Origin of the sequence: Salipaludibacillus agaradhaerens (genome assembly GCF_002019735.1) — a bacterium.
Classification (GTDB): domain Bacteria; phylum Bacillota; class Bacilli; order Bacillales; family Salisediminibacteriaceae; genus Salipaludibacillus; species Salipaludibacillus agaradhaerens.
This window is the reverse complement of the sequence record NZ_KV917378.1, coordinates 2,864,122-2,884,875: the sequence shown is the minus strand read 5'-3', so window position 1 is coordinate 2,884,875 and position 20,754 is coordinate 2,864,122. Positions and strand designations below refer to the sequence as shown.

The following is a 20,754-nucleotide window of genomic DNA, read 5'->3' as shown; positions in this document are numbered from 1 at the left end:
ATACGAACCTCCTTTTTTCATATCTATTTTCCTAAACAAAATTGAGAGAATAATTGGTCTATCAAACTTTCACTGACACTCTCTCCTATGACTTCACCAAGTAATTCCCACGCTTTCGTAATATCTATTTGAACCATATCAATCGGCATACCAGCTTCCACTGCCCCAAGTGCTTCTTCAATAGTCTTTTTCGCTTGCGTTAGCAAAGCAATGTGCCGAGAATTTGACACGTAAGACATATCACCCGTTTCTAAATCACCAGCAAAAAATAAGTGTCGTATCGCCTCTTCTAATTCATCTACACCTTCATCTTTTAATAATGATGTGGTGACAATTGGACGTGAGCCAGCCAATGACTGAATTCTTTCCATATCGATTTTCTCCGGTAAATCGGTCTTATTAACAATAATGATTGTATCACGGCCTTCAGAAAGCTGGAACAATTCTTCATCAGCCGTTGTTAATTCTTCATTATAATTAAGCACAAGTAAAACGAGTTCAGCATCGTTTACGACTTTACGTGATCGTTCAACGCCTAATCTCTCCACGATATCTTCTGTTTGGCGTATCCCAGCGGTATCTAACAAACGAAGGGGCACACCACGGACATTGACGTATTCCTCAATGACATCTCGTGTCGTCCCAGGTATGTCGGTTACAATCGCTTTATTTTCGTGAACGAGATTATTTAGTAAGGATGATTTACCAACGTTCGGGCGACCAATAATCACCGTTGATAACCCTTCCCTCAGTATTTTCCCCTGGTGAGCCGTTTGCAGCAAGCGATCGATTTCTGAGCTAACATAAGACGCTTTTTCTTGTAGGACTTCCAAAGTCATTTCCTCAGCGTCATATTCAGGGTAATCAATATTCACTTCTACATGGGCAACAGTCTCTAGTAAGGCCTGACGAAGCGTTTGAACACGCTTGGATAACTTCCCTTCCACTTGATTAATCGCCACATTCATAGCTCGGTCCGTCTTGGCCCGAATTAAGTCCATAACCCCTTCTGCCTGAGAAAGGTCAATACGACCATTCAAAAACGCACGTTTTGTGAATTCACCAGGCTCGGCTAATCGAGCACCTTCATTTAATGCAAGCTGTAACACTTTATTAACGGAAATAAGCCCACCATGACAATTAATTTCTACCATATCTTCTTTCGTATACGTACGTGGTGCTTTTAAAATAGACACCATGACTTCTTCTATAATATCGCTACTTAATGGATCAATGAGGTGACCATAGTTAATCGTATGTGAGTCTACCTCAATCAATGGTTTTTTTCCTTGATAAAGCCGGTTTACAATATTAAACGCATCTGGCCCACTCACACGAACAATCCCAATTGCCCCTTCGCCCATTGGGGTTGAAATAGCTGCAATTGTGTCCATTTCCATTATGACACCCCTCCTTTCTAATCGTTTGTCACTCTTTGGCCTCATTTATATGAAAATAAAGGATATTTTTACCTATTAATGTCGAAAGCACTTTTTTTGTGATTCCAACTAAATAGAATACCACACTATTCCCTTTCATGGAAGAGATATATCCTTTTTTACCGCCTAGGTTTTGATCTTTCTCCTCTTAACTTAAAAACACCATCTTGTTCGTTATAAAAAACTTTCATTTCCAGTGGGGATTTATGTAAGGGAACCCTTATAAACTCTTTGACCTAGTCCATTGGATCTATCAGTGCTCAGTATTACCCTTAACAAAGCGAGAATTACACTTTTTTAAAAATAATACCTTCAAGTCTCTTTTTATCCACATGTGGATAACCTATGTAGGCCCTACTTATGCACATTGATTTTGAGGTATTGTATCATCCCTCTATCCACTTAACGTTTACTTCAATGGAAAAACGCTCACTATTAAACTCAGGCCCCCACTCTCTATTCAAAGAGACTTCTCTGAAACAGCAATTATGAGAGGGCTCATTTATAGGTAGCAGTAGGCATTTATCTTCTCGGCTTTTGCAAAGACTTCCATTACCGATTACTTTTACTATTCCGTTAACGATCACTAGCATATGTAGGATGACTAATCATTGATGATGATTTCGTTACTGTTATAACGTTTTTCTAGCTTATTACGGTGGGATTGAAAAACATCTTCAAGCGCTATGTCATATTTATTTGCGATAATAATAATATTACCTAATACATCACCTAGCTCCTCTACTAATTCTTGTTTTTGTTGTATTGCTGTTCCTGTCTGTTCATCCGGCCTATCTCTACCAATTTCTAAAGCTCTGATAGCTCTTGCCACTTCTCCCGTTTCGTTTAACCTCTTTAAATTGTAACAAGAATTGGCTACATGTATGGCGAATCTACTATTGTTGATCTAATTGAATCAATGAATGTCAAAATTCGAACAATGACTGTGATATTCACTTCAGACTGTGCTCAATCCTCAGGAAGTGGCTATTTTACGATTAGGTCACTTTTTATCATCCACATATTAAATAAAACCTTTTGCATATTATTCTTGTTATTGCTTTAAAAACATCATTATAAAATCGACTCCATTAAGTAGAAAAGAGAACTTGGTTTAAAGAAAAATTCCTTTTTGCCACTTTATAACCGTCCAATAGGTCCCGTCAAAATAGATTTACCTCTGCTTTCTATTTTGAGACGAGAGTTTTATGGACGGTTATCTGTGATAAAAACTTAATTTAAGTAATATTAAGTTTGTTAAAAATTTTTTTAAAAAACTTTCTAAACTTTACGTGACAATGGATTGACACGGTTTTAGAATTTTCTCCCCCTTTACATCTCAGAAAATATCAGTACCATATACAATGTAAACACTATTTTTAAAAATTTGAATGTAATTGAAAGGAGGTCTTATCGATTGGCCGAATTTCACGATGACGATGCGCGTATGACAATTGCTGATGCAAAAGACTTAGTGATTGATTCTCTTGCAGAGACAATGGATCTTTATGGGGTGACCCGAAGTGCAGGATCACTCTACGGAACGATGTACTTTGAAGGCGATATGACATTGGATGAAATGCGGGACAAGCTTGGTATGAGTAAGCCTAGCATGAGCACCGGGGTTAAAAAACTGCAAGATTTCAATGTGGTCAAAAAGACGTTTCGACGGGGACAACGAAAACATACGTATGTAGCAGAACGTGATTTCTTCCGCTTTTTCTCGAACTTCTTTAGTCATAAATGGGAAAGGGAAGTGGATTTAAATCTCGAGGCAATACGCACTGCCCAAGAACAATTATTATCAATTATTCAGTCAGAATCCATTTCTGATGAGGTAAAACAGGAAGCTCAAGAAATATACGATGTTCTCGAAGGCTCGAAGCCATATTATTACTGGCTTCAACGCTTAGCTGCTATGGTTAAAACAGGAGAAATCTTTGAAATCATCCCGTTTTACCCACCAGTGAATGAAGAGAAATAGCATTTATGTAAGAGATAATCTGTATTTAGTCATGCGAGTAACCTGAAGATTGTAATGGTGCATCTCATTTAAACCATATACGCCCTAACTATCTATGAACAGTCATTTGGTAGATCGGGGTTGTATACGCTTTATAAAATTCGGAATATTGGAAATTTTCAATTAAAACTTAGGAGGAACTTATGTTAAACCATCATTTAAGCAAAACAGCAATCTATTCACTTTCTTTAAGCACAGTACTATTCTTGTCAGCTTGCGGGGGAAATGACGAAGGATCAGCCGATGACCACAACGCTTATGATCCCGAAGGTGAAGAAATTGAGCTAACTTACGTAGCGTGGGATTCGGAACTGGCATCCACAAACGTAATTGGCCTCGTTTTGGAAGAGATGGGTTACAATGTCCAACTTACAGTAGTAGAACAAGCACCGATGTGGATAAGTGTAGCTGAAGGGGATGCTGACGGTTTTGTTGGTGCATGGCTACCATCAGACATGGCGTCTGAGTATGAACAATACGGTGACGACTTAGTGGATCTCGGTCCTAACCTTGAAGGGAATCGTACAGGCCTTGCTGTACCGGATTATATGAATATTGAAAGTATTGATGACCTTTCTTCTGATGTGGTGGATGAAATTATTGGCATTGATGCTGGTGCAGGTATTATGCTTGCTACAGAGGATGTTATCGAAGCATATGACTTAGATATTGACGTCGTCCCTAGCTCAGATGCTGCAATGACTGCGGCACTAGATGCGGCCATTGCTAATGAAGAGCCTGTTGTTGTAACAGCATGGCAACCACACTGGAAGTTTAATTCATATGACATCCATTTCTTAGAAGACCCTCAAGGTATATACGCTGAAGAAGAGGAGATTCGTACTATGGTGCGAGAAGGTTTAGAGGAGGACCATCCTGTAGCATACCAAGTATTAGATAATTTCTATTGGGACGCAGAAGATATGAACGCTGTTATGTTGGATATGGCCGAAAATGACCTCTCTGCTGAAGAAGCAGCCCAAGCCTGGATCGATGAGAACCAAGATCGTGTAGAAGAATGGAAAAACATCGACTAAGCCGGTTTAACCACTTTAAAAGCCTTAAGCTAAAGTATCTTAGCTTAAGGCTTTTAATATAAGAACTTCTTAGCTCATTCTTTTAGTTTTTCTTTTGACCATATCTAAAGATGACTGAATCTGTGGATGGATGAGAATTACTTCGGTACGACAACAATTCGTCGATGGGGCTCTTGCCCATCGGAGTACGTTGATACACCTTGGACATTTTGCAAAGCCGTATGAATAATTTTACGTTCATGGGCATTCATTGGTTCTAAACGTACTTCCCGTCTTGTACGAACAGCTTTTTCACTAAGCCGCCCCGCTAACGTGACTAATGCTTCTTTACGTCTCTCCCTGTAGCCTTCTGCGTCTAAATACAACCGTACGTAATTATCTGACTCACGATTGGCCACAAGGTTAACAAGATATTGCAATGAATCAAGTGTTTGTCCTCGTTTGCCAATCAACACGCCAATATCAGTGCCAGATATATTTAAGTAAGTCCCTTCTTCACGCTCTTCAGGTTCCACATAAGCGGAAACACCCATCTTATCTATCGTTTCCCGTAAAAATACAAGTGCTTCCTTCAAGGGATCGGGCTTTACTTTCATTTCGATAACAGCTGGTTTTCCGCCAAGAAGGCCAAACAATGCTTTTTGTGGCTCTTCCAGAACATTATATTCAACGTCTTCCAATGTAGCTTCCAACTTTTCTAACCCTGACTCAACCGCTTCCTCTACCGTTTTCCCTGATACAGTCACCTTTTTCACTTGGTCTTCGCTCCTCCTGAGTTGGCCTCTTTACTTTTACCTACATTTGGACCTGTAATAAAGTAAGTTTGGACAATCATAAATAAGTTACCGATAACCCAGTACAATGCTAATGCTGATGGGAAAAATGCAGCAAATGCAATAATCATAACAGGCATAATATACATAAGCGCCCGCATTTGTGGATTATCCTGTACCATCATCATTTTTTGTTGGATAAACGTCGTTGCACCAGCAACAAGTGGTAAAATATAGTACGGATCTGATGAACCGAGTTCAAACCATAGAAAATCCTGTGGTGCCCCTGTGTAGCTTGGATCCACGTCTGGATTAATCTGTGGTGTTCGAATAATTGCATGATAAAATGCAATTAAAATTGGCATTTGAATCAACACTGGGAAACAACCAGCTAACGGATTCACTTTGTGCTGTTGAAAGAGCGCCATCATTTCCTGCTGGAGCTTTTGCTGTGTTTGCTGGTCTTTCGCACTGTATTTCTCACGAAGTTCCTTCATTTCAGGCTGAAGGGCCTGCATTGCTTTAGTGCTCTTTGTTTGCTTGATCATTAATGGCAATATTAAAATACGAAGTAAAATCGTTACAATAATAATTGCCAATCCGTAGCTATTATTTAGCGCCTCTGCTACGTTTGTCATCAACCACGATAACGGGTAAACAAAGAACGAATCCCATATCCCATCATTTTCTGCTCTAATCGGTTCTTCAATGTTAAAACACCCGGTCATAACGACCATAAGCCCGATCAAGAGCGACATTAAGCCTAATTTCCTTGCCACTCTATGTCCTCCTATCTCTTTTCCTGCTTTTATATAATCTATAATGACGTCATCCTACAAAAGTTTATCACCAGTATGGCTGATTCACAAAACCGATAAACCTTATGAGAGTGACCGGATACATGTGTTCGCTTACGATTCTTTCTTCTTTTTTTCTGGAACAGGATCAAATCCCCCCGGATGAAAAGGCTGACATTTTAAAATACGCTTCAACGTAAGCCACCCCCCTTTAAGAATACCAAAACGGCTGATCGCTTCAATTCCATAATGAGAACAAGTCGGATAAAAACGGCACGTTGGCGGTGTAAAACGTGAAATCCACCGTTGATAAAATTTAATCAGCCCGATTAACACCCATTTCATGTTATCTCACCTCAGGCTTTCATATTCCTGTTGTTTCTAAACAGCCTGGCTACTTTTAACACATGATTTAATGACTTCTTGATCTCATCATACGTCATCTCCGCAACCGGATGACGAGCAATTATTACCACATCTCGATTTTGGTGAAGGCTCGAGACAAATCCTCTAAGGTTTTCTTTCATGAGACGTTTAATACGATTTCTGACAACCGCATTCCCTAATTTTTTACTAACTGACAAGCCAATCCTAATTGTGTCTTGCTCTGTTTTTTTTACTTGGTAGACTACAAACTGTCGATTAGCGACAGAGTTCCCCCGTTGAAAAACATGTTGAAATTCTTCATTTTTCTTCAAACGGTATTCTTTGTTCATTTATTGCACCTCATCTTGTTTCGCCAGCTTCTACACTATTCCTTATCAAACGAGAGAACAATTTTAACCTAACCTACATTATAAAGAAATTTTGTGCATATCGCCATTCTCTTTATGACAATTAACCTCTCATCTTTTAATGACACTTAGTCCGTTAAACTCTTCACTTATCACAGATAACCGCCCGGAAAACTCCTACGTCAAAATAGAGAGCAGAGATAAATTCTATTTAGGATAATGGACGTTAAGATCCTGATTCGCTCAACGACCAATCAGTGGGAGAAAGAAGAAAACGCCCACTGATTGAAAGGTTCGTTTTATGTAGTCTCTTACATGCTCCCTAAATTTAATAAGAACTATCAAAAAACAACCATCCCCATGCTTTACAAAAAGAAAACCAGATCAGCCCCTTTTTCTTTTGAAAGATAAAGTCGTGATCTGGTGTCTCCCCTAATGATGATAGGTGTCTTTTGGCGCATTTTTAAAAACGGTCTGTCTTACAGAGAAAAAGACCGCTAGAAAGCGGCCTCATTAAGCAGATAGCACTTTTCTTCCTTTACGACGACGATTTGCTAGCACTCTACGACCATTTTTAGTTGCCATACGTGCGCGAAAGCCGTGATTCTTTTTACGCTTACGATTGTTTGGATTAAATGTTGGTTTACCCATCTATTCCACCTCCTGAGGATGATAATTCATACATTATCTGAAGTTATAAAAGTCTGGTTACCCGTATGTGGTATTTTAGTTACCTTTGCACTTAACCGAGTTAGACAGTCTTGTAAATTATAAGAAACAGGGCCTTTTATGTCAAGTCCCCACCATACTATTCAATACATTCTAAAGGACAAGAACTGTTTGTCCCTTGGATCTCCACACATTTTAAAATATGTAGAATCTTTTTTAAAAATTTAAATGACCCACTGCAATTAACTAAGATATCCACAATATTTATCACTAAGAAGAATCATTTAATACAAATCGCTATTAGTTGTATCACAAGTAACCGTCCATAAAACTCCCTGCTCCAAATAAAATCTATTTAGGCGAGAGATAACTTACTTACGGACGCTAATGTCCAGATTCACGCAACGCCCAATCAGTGGGAAAAGCCCATTAATTGAAGGTTCGTTTTATACCTATTTTTCCTTAGTTAAAAAAGTTATTATTTCTTTTTACCTCACCTGTGGACAAATTTTGTCGTTTTTTTACACGTTTCCACAAGCATCTTCACAGCTTTTACACAGGATATTGTGATGTGGACAACTTTCAACCACAACCCCTTGAATGCTGTGGATAACTTCTTGGACCTATTGTCAACACTTCATTTATTTGATATTATATTGTTGTTTTTTCTCGTGGAAAACCTGTGTTAAAATAGAAACTATCCACAACTGTTAACAACTTTGTGGATAGTTGTTCAACTCTCTGTGTAACATTATCCACAGATTTGTGTATATCGTGTACATGTTGTCTCTCTTCTTATATAATGTTTATTCACAGTTTTTACACAAGCATATTTATTCAGTTTCATTCATTTTGGTTATACATTCGTTGTACAAGCAGCGAATTCATTTGATGAGTTCGCTTTTCTGTTGTGTAACAGTAACTGGCAAAGGAGGGTCAAGGATTGGAAAATTTAAATGATTTATGGGAACAAGCCTTAATAAAAATTGAAGATAAAGTAAGTAAACCTAGCTTCGATACTTGGTTTAAATTCACCAAAGCGGATTCAATTGATCAAAGTTCTAACACAATTACTGTTATTGCCCCCAATGAATTTGCCCGAGATTGGCTTGAAAACCGATATTTTGGCATTATTACAGAAACATTGCATGAATTAACGGGTGCTGAGTTAGAAGCTCGATTCATTTTACCGAAAGAAGACAAGAATGATGATTTAGAGCTTTTTGAAAAAGCCAAACAAGCACCTAAACCTCAAGTAACAGCAAATGAAGAAATGCCAAAACATATGCTTAATCCTAAATATACATTTGATACGTTTGTAATCGGAAGCGGTAACCGTTTCGCTCATGCCGCTTCACTTGCAGTCGCAGAAGCTCCGGCAAAAGCGTATAACCCTCTGTTTATTTACGGTGGCGTTGGTCTTGGAAAAACGCACTTAATGCACGCTATCGGTCATTATGTTATCGACCATAACCCAGATGCTAAAGTCGTTTATTTATCATCTGAAAAATTCACAAACGAGTTTATTAATTCTATTAGAGATAATAAAGCAGTCCATTTCAGAAATAAATATCGAAATGTGGACGTACTCTTAATAGACGATATTCAATTTCTAGCGGGAAAAGAACAGACACAGGAGGAATTTTTCCATACATTTAATTCCCTCCATGAAGAAAGAAAACAAATTGTCATTTCAAGCGACCGGCCACCAAAGGAAATACCTACTCTTGAAGATCGGTTACGCTCACGATTTGAATGGGGATTAATAACGGATATTACGCCGCCAGACCTAGAAACTCGAATTGCCATCTTACGTAAAAAGGCAAAAGCAGAAAACCTTGATATTCCAAATGAAGTCATGCTTTATATTGCAAACCAAATCGATACAAATATTCGAGAACTTGAAGGGGCTCTCATTCGTGTTGTAGCTTATTCGTCACTAATTAATCAAGATATGAATGCAGACTTAGCTGCCGTGGCACTAAAAGATATTATTCCAAACTCAAAACCTAAAAAAATTACGATTCAGGATGTACAAAAATCTGTGGCTGCTACTTTTCAGATTAAAGTTGATGATTTAAAAGCAAAAAAGCGAACAAAAACCGTTGCTTATCCGCGACAAATTGCGATGTATTTGTCTCGAGAGATGACAGACAATTCCCTCCCTAAAATCGGTGATGAATTTGGTGGGCGGGACCATACCACTGTCATCCATGCTCATGAAAAAATCTCTAGACTTTTCACGACAGACGAAGAATTGCAAAAACAAATTCAAGATATCAAAGATCAATTACGCTCATGAGGTGTGAAAACTGTGTATAATTTTCATGAGTTTATACACAGCTTGTCCACAGGTGGATAACTAATAAATTCACAGTTTTTCTACACTTATCCACATAATCACAGGTATTACTACGATAACTACTATATTTTTTATTAAGAATAACTAACTAATAGACTGTTAATATACAAGCTATTTTAAAAAGAAAGTGAGGAAGAGAAAATGAAATTTACTATTCAACGAGATCAGTTCGTTCAAAGCGTACAACATGTTTCAAAAGCTATTTCTTCCAGAACGACTATTCCAGTTTTGACAGGAATCAAAATTGAAGCTTCTTACGATGGTGTTACATTAACGGGGAGCGATTCTGACATATCGATTGAATCATTTATTCCTAAAGAAATAGATGATCAAGAACTCGTTACAATTGAGCAAGAAGGGTCAATCGTCTTAAATGCAAAGTTCTTCGCTGAAATTGTTAAAAAACTACCTGAAGATACTTTAGAAATAATGGTTACAGACCAATTTTTAACTCGCCTAACATCTGGTGACTCTGTTTTTAATTTAAATGGTCTTGATCCGGCTGAATACCCTCGCCTCCCAGAAATTGAAGAAGACAACGTATTTAAAATGCCTAAAGATTTACTAAAAAGTTTAATTAGGCAAACAGCTTTTGCGGTTTCCACTGCGGAAACGCGTCCAATCTTGACTGGTATCCATTGGGCTATTGATGATGGTATTTTAACTTGCACGGCTACGGATAGCCATCGCTTAGCTATGCGCCACGCAAAAGTGGAAACGAACTCTGAAGAACTGGCTTTTTCAAATGTTGTCATTCCAGGGAAAAGCTTGTCTGAATTAAGTAAAATTATTGATGATACGGATGAATTAATTGATATTATCGTGACAGATAATCAAATTTTATTTAAATCGACAAACCTTTTGTTTTTCTCACGTTTATTAGACGGGAATTATCCTGCAACTAAAAATATGATTCCTAACCATTCAAAAACTAGTGTGAAACTGGAGTCTAAATACCTATTAGCTGCCATTGAACGAGGGCTTCTCCTTTCTAGAGAGGGAAAAAATAATGTCGTAAATGTTAAAACAATAGAAAATAAAGAACTCGAAATTACATCGGTGACACCAGAAGTTGGAAAAGTTACAGAGAAAGTTCATACACTTGACTACTCAGGAGAAGAATTGCGAATTTCTTTTAACGGCAAAAATCTCATAGATGCGTTAAAAGTTATTGAATCAACTGAGATTACCATTGATTTTACTGGTGCTATGAGTCCATTTGTTATGAAACCAGCTGATCGTGATCACATGCTACATCTGTTCTCTCCAGTGAGAACGTACTAGATGCCAAAATAGTTGAGTTTAAAGACTTTCGCCGTACAGTCTAAGGCGGAAGTCTTTTCAATTTGTTTGTTAAAATAGGGAACTGTAAGTCATTATCCCCAACTAAATATAAGAGGGGATAATTTATTTATAGCTACCTAAATGGATTCAATTTCAAAATGATGTTGTTAAAGTAACGAAAAGAATAATATGAAATAAATGCCATTTGATATCCGGATGTGAAAAGTGGCTGAAACGTAAGACAGCGATAACCTGAGGATGAACCGCAGTCTGAAGAGCACTTTTACAAGGGTTTATCGAGCAAGAGTTAGCTGAAGACAAACCCTTGGGAAAGCGTCTATCTGAAATGAAGGTCACAGTTATTAGGGAAATTTTGAATGATGAAATACATTGAGGTAAGTCAGATCATGAATAAAAAATGAGCTTGAACAAGGAGTTGAGAGCCCATCCACTTTTTTTTTCTGAAAACAGATTGGCGTTTATTGAAATCTTTTAGTACAATATAGAGTGAAATAGTTCGTGTGCGTTAGTTAAGCAGTGATCTAAAGAAAGCGAGTGACTTTATTTTGGAAGAAACGATTGTGATTTCAGATACATTCATCACACTGGGACAAGCATTAAAAGAAGCGGCTGTAATTGATTCGGGTGGGCAGGCTAAATGGTTCCTTTCAGAGGTACCTGTCTGGGTAAATGGCGAAGAAGAACAGCGAAGAGGAAGAAAGCTTTACCCTGGAGATCGTGTGACGATTGATGAGATAGGTGCGATTAATATTGCTAATCATGATGAATAGAGAGGGATCCCTTTGCACATTAACACACTGACGATAAAGGACTATCGTAACTATAAAGAGTTGTCCATTGACTTTAAAAATAGAGTCAATGTCATTCTCGGTGAAAATGCACAAGGGAAAACGAATCTCATGGAAGCAATTTATGTACTTGCCCTGGCGAAATCACATCGAACCCCTCGTGATAAAGAATTAATTCGCTGGGATCAACCGTTTGCCAAAGTTGAAGGTCACTTGACGAATAGAAATGGACCACTTCACATGGAAGTGGTGTTTTCTAATAAAGGGAAAAAAGTGAAGCTTAATCACATCGAAAAAAAAAGATTAAGTGATTATATAGGATCATGCAACATTGTCATGTTTGCCCCAGAAGATTTAACACTTGTCAAAGGAAGTCCTCAAGTCCGTCGGAGGTTCCTCGATATGGAAATGGGGCAAATCTACAATATTTATCTTTACCATTTATCCCAATATCATAAAGTACTTAAGCAACGTAATCAGTGGTTAAAAGATGTCCAACAACGGAAAATTAATGCTGACGCCACTATGTTAGAAGTGATGACAGAGCAATTGGTTCAATCGGCTGCCCAAGTCATAACAAAACGTTATGAGTTTTTGGAAAAACTACAATCATGGGCCAGACAAGTTCATGATGAAATTAGCCATGGAAAAGAAGAATTAGACGTGGTGTACAATCCCTCTTCACACGTATCAGAAGATATGGATTTGTCCACAATGATGATAACTTTGCAAGAACAGTATCATGGACTTCAAGAGAGAGAAATGCAACGTGGTACGACGCTTATCGGCCCTCATAGAGATGATCTAACGTTATTAGTAAATGGCCGAGATATTCAAACATACGGCTCACAAGGCCAACAGCGTACCACCGCTTTGTCTTTAAAACTAGCAGAAATTGAACTTATTAAAGAAAAGACTGGTGATTATCCTATCTTGCTTTTGGACGATGTTCTTTCAGAGCTTGATGATCAACGCCAATCCCATTTACTAAACACAATAAAAGGTAAGGTCCAAACTTTTGTGACGACGACAAGTGTCGGAGGCATTGATCATGAGCTTATGAAAGAAGCTGACACATTTTATGTGACTGACGGGATCATACAGTAAAAAAGGGTGATGTGAAACAATGTTTATTCATTTAGGTGGCGACATGGTTTTAAAGGCAGAAAGTATCGTTGCCATCCTTGATCATAATAGTCAAGACCTCTCAGAAGAAAATCAAGAGATGATGAAAGATCATAAAAAACGGAAGGCCACGATTAGAGTGACTGATGATACACCGAAATCAATGGTGATCACTAAAAAGGATATATATTTATCTCCTATTTCCTCTCATACATTAAAACGTCGGGCAGAAACAATTACTGTTCTGTCAGAAGAGGACGTCTAAATGCTCACACTTTAAAATAAATTTTATTTGAAAATTGTCTTGATGAACATCTAATGATCATATTACTTGGCAGCCAGTTGCCAGGAGAAGTGCAGGTGAAGAAAATTGACTGTTGAACAACATTCTTATGATGAAAGTCAAATTCAAGTTTTAGAAGGATTAGAAGCTGTTCGTAAGCGACCTGGTATGTATATCGGCTCAACAAGCGGCCGGGGTCTTCATCATCTCGTGTGGGAGATTGTCGATAACAGTATCGATGAAGCAATGGGAGGTCATTGTGACACGATTCATGTGACAATCGAAGAAGACAATTCCATTACCGTTGAAGATAATGGACGAGGGATACCAGTAGGCATTCATGAAAAAATGGGTCGGCCTGCTGTCGAAGTCATTATGACGGTGCTACACGCCGGAGGGAAATTCGGAGGCGGTGGTTATAAAGTATCCGGTGGTCTCCATGGGGTAGGGGCTTCAGTTGTTAACGCCCTTTCTAGCCATCTTGAAGTAGAAGTTCACCTCGAAGGAAAAGTCCATTTTATGGCATTCGCACGAGGGATTCCCCAAGAAGATTTAAAAGTAATCGGTGAAACGGAAAAGCGCGGCACGATCATCCGTTTTAAGCCCGATAAAGATATATTCACAGAAACGACTGAATTTGAATATGACATATTGGCTACACGCTTGCGAGAGCTTGCTTTCTTAAACAGAGGCCTGCGCATTTTTATTTCAGACAAGCGCCTCGAAGACACTAAGACTGCTGAATATTTTTATGAAGGTGGTATTCAATCTTTCGTAGAGCATTTGAACAGAACAAAAACGCCATTACACGAGCCACCTATTTTTGTAGAGGCAGAAAAAGAGGGGTTAAGTGTTGAAGTAGCTATGCAATACAATGATGGGTTTGCGAGCAACTTGTATTCATTTGCGAACAATATCAATACACATGAAGGCGGAACACATGAATCGGGCTTTAAAACGGGTTTAACACGCGTGATCAACGACTATGCACGTAAAAATAACTTATTTAAAGAGAACGATCCAAACCTAATTGGAGACGACGTTCGTGAAGGATTAACAGCGATCATTTCTGTTAAGATTCCTGATCCACAATTTGAAGGACAGACGAAAACAAAGCTTGGTAACAGTGAAGCACGTACGATTACAGATTCGTTATTTTCAGAATTTATGACGAAATTTATGGCTGAAAATCCTACCGTAGCTAAACAAATCGTGGAAAAAGGGCTCATGGCTTCGCGCGCAAGGGATGCAGCGAAAAAGGCTCGTGAATTGACGCGACGTAAATCAGCCCTTGAAGTGAGTTCTTTACCAGGGAAATTAGCTGACTGTTCATCACGTGATGCTTCCATAAGTGAACTGTACATCGTTGAGGGTGATTCAGCGGGTGGTTCCGCAAAACAAGGACGGGACCGTCATTTCCAAGCCATTCTTCCTTTACGTGGTAAAATTCTCAACGTGGAAAAGTCTCGGCTTGATAAAATTTTATCTAACAACGAAATTCGTGCGATTATTACTGCATTAGGTACGGGGATAGGGGAAGATTTTGATATATCAAAAGCCCGTTACCACAAAATCATTATTATGACCGATGCGGATGTGGATGGTGCCCATATACGTACGCTATTGTTAACATTTTTATATCGTTACATGCGTCCTTTGATCGAACATGGCTATATTTATATTGCTCAGCCACCGTTATATAAGGTAACACAAGGAAAAAGTCTCCACTATGCTTACAATGAAAAAGAAATGGAGCGTATTGTAGCGGAGCTTTCACCGACACCTAAACCGGGTTTACAGCGTTATAAAGGTCTTGGAGAAATGAATCCAACACAGCTGTGGGAGACCACGATGGATCCGTCCATGCGGACCGTTTTACAAGTGAGTTTAAACGACGCTATGCTGGCTGACGAAGTATTTGAAACACTCATGGGTGACAGAGTTGAGCCGAGAAGGGACTTCATTCAGGAAAATGCCCATTACGTGAAAAATTTAGACGTCTAATGTTTACTTTAAGACTGTCTATATCGTATAAAGAGGTGGGACCTGATAACGGATAGCTAAAGTTATGTTCTATCCGTATAAAAAATAGATGACCATGCAGGAAAAAAGTGGCCTGCATGGTTCCTGTGTTAAAAATAGCGAAAAAACCGACACCTTCAATACATAACAAAACATGATTAGTTAAGTTTAACGAAGGGTTAGATGGTTTTCGTGAACGGAGGTACAAACATGTCTGATCAAGATCAGTCTCGAGTGATAGAAATTAATATCAGTCAAGAAATGAAAACATCCTTTATGGATTATGCAATGAGCGTCATCGTAAGCCGGGCTCTACCAGACGTCCGTGATGGGTTAAAACCGGTTCATCGTCGTATCTTGTACGCTATGAATGAACTTGGTATTACAGCGGACAAGTCATATAAAAAGTCCGCCCGTATTGTTGGTGAAGTCATTGGTAAATATCATCCCCATGGTGACTCAGCTGTCTACGAAACGATGGTTCGAATGGCTCAAGATTTCAGCTATCGTTACATGCTCGTAGATGGTCATGGAAACTTCGGTTCTGTCGATGGCGATGCAGCAGCAGCTATGCGTTACACGGAAGCTAAAATGTCAAAAATTTCGATGGAACTTCTTCGAGATATTAATAAAGATACAATCGATTATCAGGATAACTATGACGGGTCTGAATCAGAGCCTATTGTTATGCCAGCAAGATTTCCTAACTTACTTGTAAATGGCACATCTGGTATCGCTGTAGGTATGGCCACCAATATTCCCCCTCACCATCTATCAGAAGTCATTGATGGGGTGTTGGCTTTAAGTAAAAATCCTGAAATAACCGTTCCTGAACTGATGGAATATATTCCAGGGCCTGATTTTCCTACTGGAGCTGAAATTGTTGGTGTATCAGGAATTAGACGGGCCTATGAAACAGGGAAAGGCTCCATTCTTATACGGGCGAAAGCAGAGATTGAGGAGCATAATGGCAAGCCGAGAATCATTGTAAACGAATTACCGTACCAAGTGAATAAGGCGCGTCTTATTGAAAAAATTGCTGAGCTCGTTCGCGATAAAAAGATTGAAGGTATTACCGATTTAAGAGATGAGTCAGACCGAACGGGAATGAGGATCGTCATTGAACTCCGTCGTGATATGAATGCGAATGTCACATTAAATAATTTATATAAACAGACGGCATTGCAAACGAGCTTCGGTATTAATATGTTGGCCCTCGTTGATGGTCAACCGAAGGTACTTTCGTTGAAACAAACGTTATATCACTATCTAGAACATCAACGAGTTGTTATAAGAAGACGAACTGAGTATGAGTTAAAGAAAGCGGAAGCACGTGCTCATATTCTTGAAGGACTAAGGATCGCTCTCGATCATCTTGATGATGTTATTAGCTTAATTCGTAGTTCACAGACGACCGAAATTGCTCGTAATGGATTAATTGAGAAATATGAATTGTCCCATGATCAAGCACAAGCTATTTTGGATATGAGACTCCAACGTCTCACAGGTCTGGAAAGAGATAAAATTGAAAATGAATATAAAGAATTAGCAGAGAGAATTGCTGAATATAAAGCTATTCTCGGTGATGACGAAAAAGTACTTGAGATTATACGTGAAGAACTCATGGAAGTGCGCGACCGATATGAAGATGATCGTCGCACAATCATTACTTTAGGTGAAGACAGCATGGAAGACGAAGATCTTATCCCACGTCAAAATGTCGTTATCACTGTCTCACACCATGGCTATATTAAACGATTACCAGTTTCAACCTATCGTAGTCAGAAACGTGGTGGTCGTGGTGTTCAAGGAATGGGAACTCATGATGAAGACTTCGTGCGTCACCTTTTCGTGACGAATTCACATGATCACCTCCTATTTTTCACGAATAAAGGTAAAGTATATCGAATAAAAGGATATGAGGTACCTGAACAAAAACGAACGTCTAAAGGGATACCGATTATTAACCTGTTGCAAATTGAAAAGGGTGAGTACATTAGTACGATTATCCCGATTTCTGATTTTGAAAAAGAAAATCATTCCCTTTTCTTTATGACTAAGTATGGCATTTCAAAGCGAACAGAATTAAAAGCATTTGCTAACATTCGCCGTGGAGGATTATTTGCTATTAAACTTCGTGATGAAGATGAATTGCACGGTGTGCGATTAACAGATGGCAGTAAGGAACTCATTGCCGGAACTCGTAAAGGGATGTCGATCCGCTTTAATGAAAATGATGTAAGATTGATGGGACGAACAGCCGCTGGTGTTAAAGGGATCACGTTGCAGAAAGATGATGAAGTCGTTGGCATGGATATTATTGAAGAAGGCCATGATATTCTTATCGTCACTGAAAAAGGATTCGGTAAACGGACACCAGCTGAAGAATATCGTCAACAAAGCCGTGGTGGTAAAGGGATTAAAACATGTAATATTACGGATAAAAATGGTAATCTTATCTCCCTTAAAGTCGTCTCTCACGATCACGACTTAATGGTTATTACAACGAATGGTGTTATTATTCGAATGCACGTAGAAGAGATTTCGCAAACGAGTAGAAATACGCAAGGGGTTCGCCTGATTCGTGTGGGAGATGAAGAGTATGTCTCCACAGTTGCCCGCGTGAATGTAGATGATGGTGATGAAGAAGAACTAGAAGAACAGATGACGGATGATACTGAAATCGTCACTAGCTCTGAGACTGAAGATACAACACTAGAAAATGATGATGAGTCATCAGATGAAGGAACTGAAGAGCAGTAATAGATAGAGAGGCTGGGACAAAACCCAGTGAATAAGAATGGCCCTCACTTATGTGAGAGCCATTTTTTAATTCATATTTTGTTATTTTAGATTGCTTGTCAAAAATACAATCGAATGCCGCGAGCAAGGATTCAGCCCTTGTTTTTTATTACAGATAACCTTCTGTAAACTTCCTGGCTCAAAATAGAGGAGAGAGCTAAATCGGTATAGCCGGGAGATAACGGGCGGGTGTGTCCTGATTCACGCAACGACAAATCAGTGGGAGAAAAATGAAAACCCCCACTGATTGAATGTTTGTTTTATAAGCAACTGGTTTAAATTAAAACTCATTTAACATAATGGACACAAAAAAGGACGTCCAAAACAAGATATTTTTCCAGGCATGAACAGGCTAATTTTGATGGATGTACTGTCCACCGAAGAGCAGGATTAATTAGTTTAAATAATAAGAATGAATGAGCATTCAAGAGAAATGTTTTGAAAGCGCTTTATTTTGGGCGCTCATCTGCTGCTATTGATTTTCATTTTTACCTCATGGGATGGCATAATGAACATGCCTATACGATTTGTTACGAGGAGGAGATGAGAATGAATGCAGTTGCTGTAGCAGTATGTGGTATCTTGATTTTTTTTCTCGGCTACAAATATTACTCGAAATTTTTATCCACTCGAATTTATCAACTAGACCCAAATTACCAAACCCCAGCACATGCTTTTAAAGATGGCGTTGATTTCGTTCCTACAAATAAATGGGTGCTTTGGGGACACCATTTTACATCTGTTGCTGGCGCAGCACCCATTGTAGGGCCTGCAATAGCAGTGTATTGGGGATGGCTTCCAGCTTTTTTATGGGTTGTCCTTGGAACTGTCTTTGCAGCGGGGGTTCATGATTTTGGTGCTTTAGTTCTTTCTGTTAGGCATAAAGGGCAGTCTGTTGGGACGCTGGCAAGTAAAATCATTGGTCAACGAGCAAAGTTACTGTTCTTGTTTATTATTCTTATTTTAGTGTTAATGGTTAACGCTGTCTTTGCTTGGGTTATTTCTAATTTATTTATCCAGTTCCCCGCAGCAGTCTTATCTGTATTTATTCAAATTCCTCTAGCAATATGGATTGGTTATACCGTTTATAAAAAAAGGGGTGGCATGCTACTTCCTTCTTTATGTGCTCTCGTCATTATGTATTTTTCAGCTATCCTTTCTTCACGTATCCCTGCTTTACAAATCGATTTGCCGAGATATTTCGGAGGAGAAGAAACGATTGTGGCATTTGGCTTAAACGGCGTTGCCTTTTCATTTTTCATTTGGATTATCATTTTAATGATTTATGTATATGTCGCTTCCACTTTACCGGTATGGAAACTTCTACAGCCAAGAGATTATATTAATTCCCATCAGCTAGTTGTAGGGTTAGCTATTTTATACTTAGGTCTGTTATTTTCTAACCCATCAATAACAGCACCTGCCTCGAATATAAGTACAGATATTCCATGGTTTCCACTGTTATTCATCACTATTGCTTGTGGGGCTATTTCTGGTTTTCATGGTCTTGTGGCTTCCGGCACGTCTAGTAAACAATTAAACAAAGAACCTGACGCTCGGTTTGTAGGGTATTTCGGTGCTATCGGAGAAGGTTTATTAGCTCTTGCGGCTATATTAGCCGTTGTCACTTATTTTAATTCAGAGAATGACTTTATAGGCGCTTACTCATCATTTGATACAGCCAATGCTAATGGCCTAGGTTATTTTATTGAAGGATCAGGAGTACTTGCAACGGGGATTTTCCTTCCAGCAGATATTGCGACAACGATCGTGGCGATCATTGTTGTAAGCTTTGCAGCGACTACTTTAGATACATCAGTAAGGTTGATGCGTTATATCATTTCTGAATTAGGACAGGAATATAACATTAAGCCATTAACGAAAATGCATGTGGCGACAGCGGTGGCAGTGACGTCAAGTGCAGCTCTTGTTCTTCTACCAGAGGGTCCACAAGGTTTTGGTTCAGGCGGATATGTTCTTTGGCCATTGTTCGGGACATCTAATCAATTATTAGCAGGGATTACACTGCTACTTGTCACGCTATGGCTTAAACGGCAAGGCAGAAACTACTTATTTACTCTGATCCCAATGATTTTCTTAATGATTATGACAGTCTGGGCTATGACTCATCAAGTTTTTATGGAATGGTCAGGAATAGCTGAAGGAGAAAATATGAACCTGCTTTTATTCCTACTTGGAGCCATTATTCTAGTATTTGCTTTGTGGATATTGTTAGAAGCACTTTCAGGCTTATGGCGAAAAAATACCAATAATGATCATTTCTCAACATAATTAAAGGGGGTTAACATGGGCATTAAGCAATGGTTACAACTTTATGATGATATATTACGTCAAGGACATCGCACGGAAATACTGCGTGAATTAAGAGATGAAGATGATCTTTTTTTTCTACTTCTTTATTCGGAAGCACTTGGTATCCCTAACCCTGTATCGTTTTATACATTAGAGCTTTATCCATATATGCTCGATAAGTTTCATGATTGGCATTTAAGAATGGGAATGGAAAAATCACCTCTTAGCGGTTTTCGCTGCTGTTAATTAGTAATAAAAAGGGTGAAACTGTAAGGGGGATGG

At 38.8% G+C, this 20,754-nt stretch carries 17 protein-coding genes and 1 pseudogene; 11 read left to right on the top strand and 7 right to left on the bottom strand.

Features of this window, described 5'->3' with window-relative positions; genetic code table 11:
• Positions 1-23: 23 nt before the first annotated feature.
• Positions 24-1,400, bottom strand: a complete 1,377-nt coding sequence (gene mnmE, locus BK581_RS13515) for a tRNA uridine-5-carboxymethylaminomethyl(34) synthesis GTPase MnmE (RefSeq protein WP_078578653.1) — start codon at positions 1,398-1,400, stop codon at positions 24-26.
• A 643-nt stretch (positions 1,401-2,043) separates the two neighbouring features.
• Positions 2,044-2,283 (bottom strand): annotated as a pseudogene (locus tag BK581_RS13510) (MazG nucleotide pyrophosphohydrolase domain-containing protein); the annotation flags it as partial.
• A gap of 603 nt (positions 2,284-2,886) precedes the next feature.
• Here BK581_RS13510 and cudC point away from each other — a divergent pair.
• On the top strand, positions 2,887-3,423 hold the full coding sequence (gene cudC, locus BK581_RS13505; protein ID WP_078579946.1) for a choline uptake/conversion transcriptional regulator CudC: 537 nt from the start codon (positions 2,887-2,889) through the stop codon (positions 3,421-3,423).
• Between the two features lie 182 nt (positions 3,424-3,605).
• Positions 3,606-4,499, top strand: a complete 894-nt coding sequence (locus tag BK581_RS13500) for a glycine betaine ABC transporter substrate-binding protein (protein ID WP_078578651.1) — start codon at positions 3,606-3,608, stop codon at positions 4,497-4,499.
• 137 nt (positions 4,500-4,636) lie between these two features.
• Here BK581_RS13500 and jag read toward each other — a convergent pair whose 3' ends face one another.
• From jag to rpmH, 5 genes are all read right to left on the bottom strand, one after another.
• Positions 4,637-5,254, bottom strand: a complete 618-nt coding sequence (gene jag / locus BK581_RS13495) for an RNA-binding cell elongation regulator Jag/EloR (RefSeq protein ID WP_078578650.1) — start codon at positions 5,252-5,254, stop codon at positions 4,637-4,639.
• Positions 5,251-6,051 carry a YidC family membrane integrase SpoIIIJ gene (gene spoIIIJ, locus BK581_RS13490; RefSeq protein ID WP_078578649.1) on the bottom strand — a complete coding sequence of 267 codons (801 nt, stop codon included), beginning with the start codon at positions 6,049-6,051 and terminating at the stop codon, positions 5,251-5,253. The genes jag and spoIIIJ overlap by 4 nt, the downstream gene beginning before the upstream one ends.
• 132 nt (positions 6,052-6,183) lie before the next feature.
• Positions 6,184-6,414 carry a membrane protein insertion efficiency factor YidD gene (yidD, locus tag BK581_RS13485; protein WP_078578648.1) on the bottom strand — a complete coding sequence of 77 codons (231 nt, stop codon included), beginning with the start codon at positions 6,412-6,414 and terminating at the stop codon, positions 6,184-6,186.
• Between the two features lie 11 nt (positions 6,415-6,425).
• Positions 6,426-6,785 (bottom strand): ribonuclease P protein component, encoded by a 360-nt coding sequence (gene rnpA, locus BK581_RS13480; RefSeq protein WP_078578647.1) that lies wholly within the window; start codon positions 6,783-6,785, stop codon positions 6,426-6,428.
• Positions 6,786-7,316: 531 nt separating this feature from the next.
• Positions 7,317-7,454 carry a 50S ribosomal protein L34 gene (gene rpmH, locus BK581_RS13475; protein ID WP_078578646.1) on the bottom strand — a complete coding sequence of 46 codons (138 nt, stop codon included), beginning with the start codon at positions 7,452-7,454 and terminating at the stop codon, positions 7,317-7,319.
• A 961-nt stretch (positions 7,455-8,415) separates the two neighbouring features.
• Between rpmH and dnaA the strand changes: the two genes are divergently transcribed.
• The 9 genes from dnaA to BK581_RS13430 all read left to right on the top strand — a co-directional run bounded on the left by dnaA (position 8,416) and on the right by BK581_RS13430 (position 20,718).
• On the top strand, positions 8,416-9,774 hold the full coding sequence (dnaA, locus tag BK581_RS13470; RefSeq protein ID WP_078578645.1) for a chromosomal replication initiator protein DnaA: 1,359 nt from the start codon (positions 8,416-8,418) through the stop codon (positions 9,772-9,774).
• Positions 9,775-9,975: 201 nt separating this feature from the next.
• Positions 9,976-11,118, top strand: a complete 1,143-nt coding sequence (dnaN, locus tag BK581_RS13465; RefSeq protein WP_078578644.1) for a DNA polymerase III subunit beta — start codon at positions 9,976-9,978, stop codon at positions 11,116-11,118.
• A 566-nt stretch (positions 11,119-11,684) separates the two neighbouring features.
• Positions 11,685-11,909 carry a S4 domain-containing protein YaaA gene (gene yaaA / locus BK581_RS13460; protein WP_078578643.1) on the top strand — a complete coding sequence of 75 codons (225 nt, stop codon included), beginning with the start codon at positions 11,685-11,687 and terminating at the stop codon, positions 11,907-11,909.
• Positions 11,910-11,921: 12 nt separating this feature from the next.
• Complete coding sequence (recF, locus tag BK581_RS13455) at positions 11,922-13,034, top strand: DNA replication/repair protein RecF (protein ID WP_078578642.1); 1,113 nt, start codon at positions 11,922-11,924, stop codon at positions 13,032-13,034.
• Positions 13,035-13,053: 19 nt separating this feature from the next.
• Positions 13,054-13,317 carry an extracellular matrix regulator RemB gene (gene remB, locus BK581_RS13450; protein WP_078578641.1) on the top strand — a complete coding sequence of 88 codons (264 nt, stop codon included), beginning with the start codon at positions 13,054-13,056 and terminating at the stop codon, positions 13,315-13,317.
• Positions 13,318-13,422: 105 nt separating this feature from the next.
• Entirely contained in the window at positions 13,423-15,339 is a 1,917-nt protein-coding gene (gene gyrB, locus BK581_RS13445; protein WP_078578640.1) for a DNA topoisomerase (ATP-hydrolyzing) subunit B, read from the top strand.
• 228 nt (positions 15,340-15,567) lie between these two features.
• Positions 15,568-18,120, top strand: coding sequence for a DNA gyrase subunit A (gene gyrA / locus BK581_RS13440; protein WP_078578639.1), 2,553 nt, complete (start codon positions 15,568-15,570; stop codon positions 18,118-18,120).
• Between the two features lie 588 nt (positions 18,121-18,708).
• Entirely contained in the window at positions 18,709-20,451 is a 1,743-nt protein-coding gene (locus BK581_RS13435; protein WP_078579945.1) for a carbon starvation CstA family protein, read from the top strand.
• A gap of 15 nt (positions 20,452-20,466) precedes the next feature.
• Positions 20,467-20,718 (top strand): cory-CC-star protein, encoded by a 252-nt coding sequence (locus tag BK581_RS13430; protein ID WP_078578638.1) that lies wholly within the window; start codon positions 20,467-20,469, stop codon positions 20,716-20,718.
• Positions 20,719-20,754 lie beyond the last annotated feature (36 nt).

Coding starts and splice junctions, on each gene's coding strand:
- mnmE (WP_078578653.1), bottom strand. CDS start 1,400: ATGGAAATGGACACAATTGCAGCTATTTCAACCCCAATGGGCGAAGGG.
- cudC (WP_078579946.1), top strand. CDS start 2,887: ATGACAATTGCTGATGCAAAAGACTTAGTGATTGATTCTCTTGCAGAG.
- BK581_RS13500 (WP_078578651.1), top strand. CDS start 3,606: ATGTTAAACCATCATTTAAGCAAAACAGCAATCTATTCACTTTCTTTA.
- yidD (WP_078578648.1), bottom strand. CDS start 6,414: ATGAAATGGGTGTTAATCGGGCTGATTAAATTTTATCAACGGTGGATT.
- rnpA (WP_078578647.1), bottom strand. CDS start 6,785: ATGAACAAAGAATACCGTTTGAAGAAAAATGAAGAATTTCAACATGTT.
- rpmH (WP_078578646.1), bottom strand. CDS start 7,454: ATGGGTAAACCAACATTTAATCCAAACAATCGTAAGCGTAAAAAGAAT.
- dnaN (WP_078578644.1), top strand. CDS start 9,976: ATGAAATTTACTATTCAACGAGATCAGTTCGTTCAAAGCGTACAACAT.
- remB (WP_078578641.1), top strand. CDS start 13,054: ATGTTTATTCATTTAGGTGGCGACATGGTTTTAAAGGCAGAAAGTATC.
- gyrA (WP_078578639.1), top strand. CDS start 15,568: ATGTCTGATCAAGATCAGTCTCGAGTGATAGAAATTAATATCAGTCAA.
- BK581_RS13435 (WP_078579945.1), top strand. CDS start 18,709: ATGAATGCAGTTGCTGTAGCAGTATGTGGTATCTTGATTTTTTTTCTC.
- BK581_RS13430 (WP_078578638.1), top strand. CDS start 20,467: ATGGGCATTAAGCAATGGTTACAACTTTATGATGATATATTACGTCAA.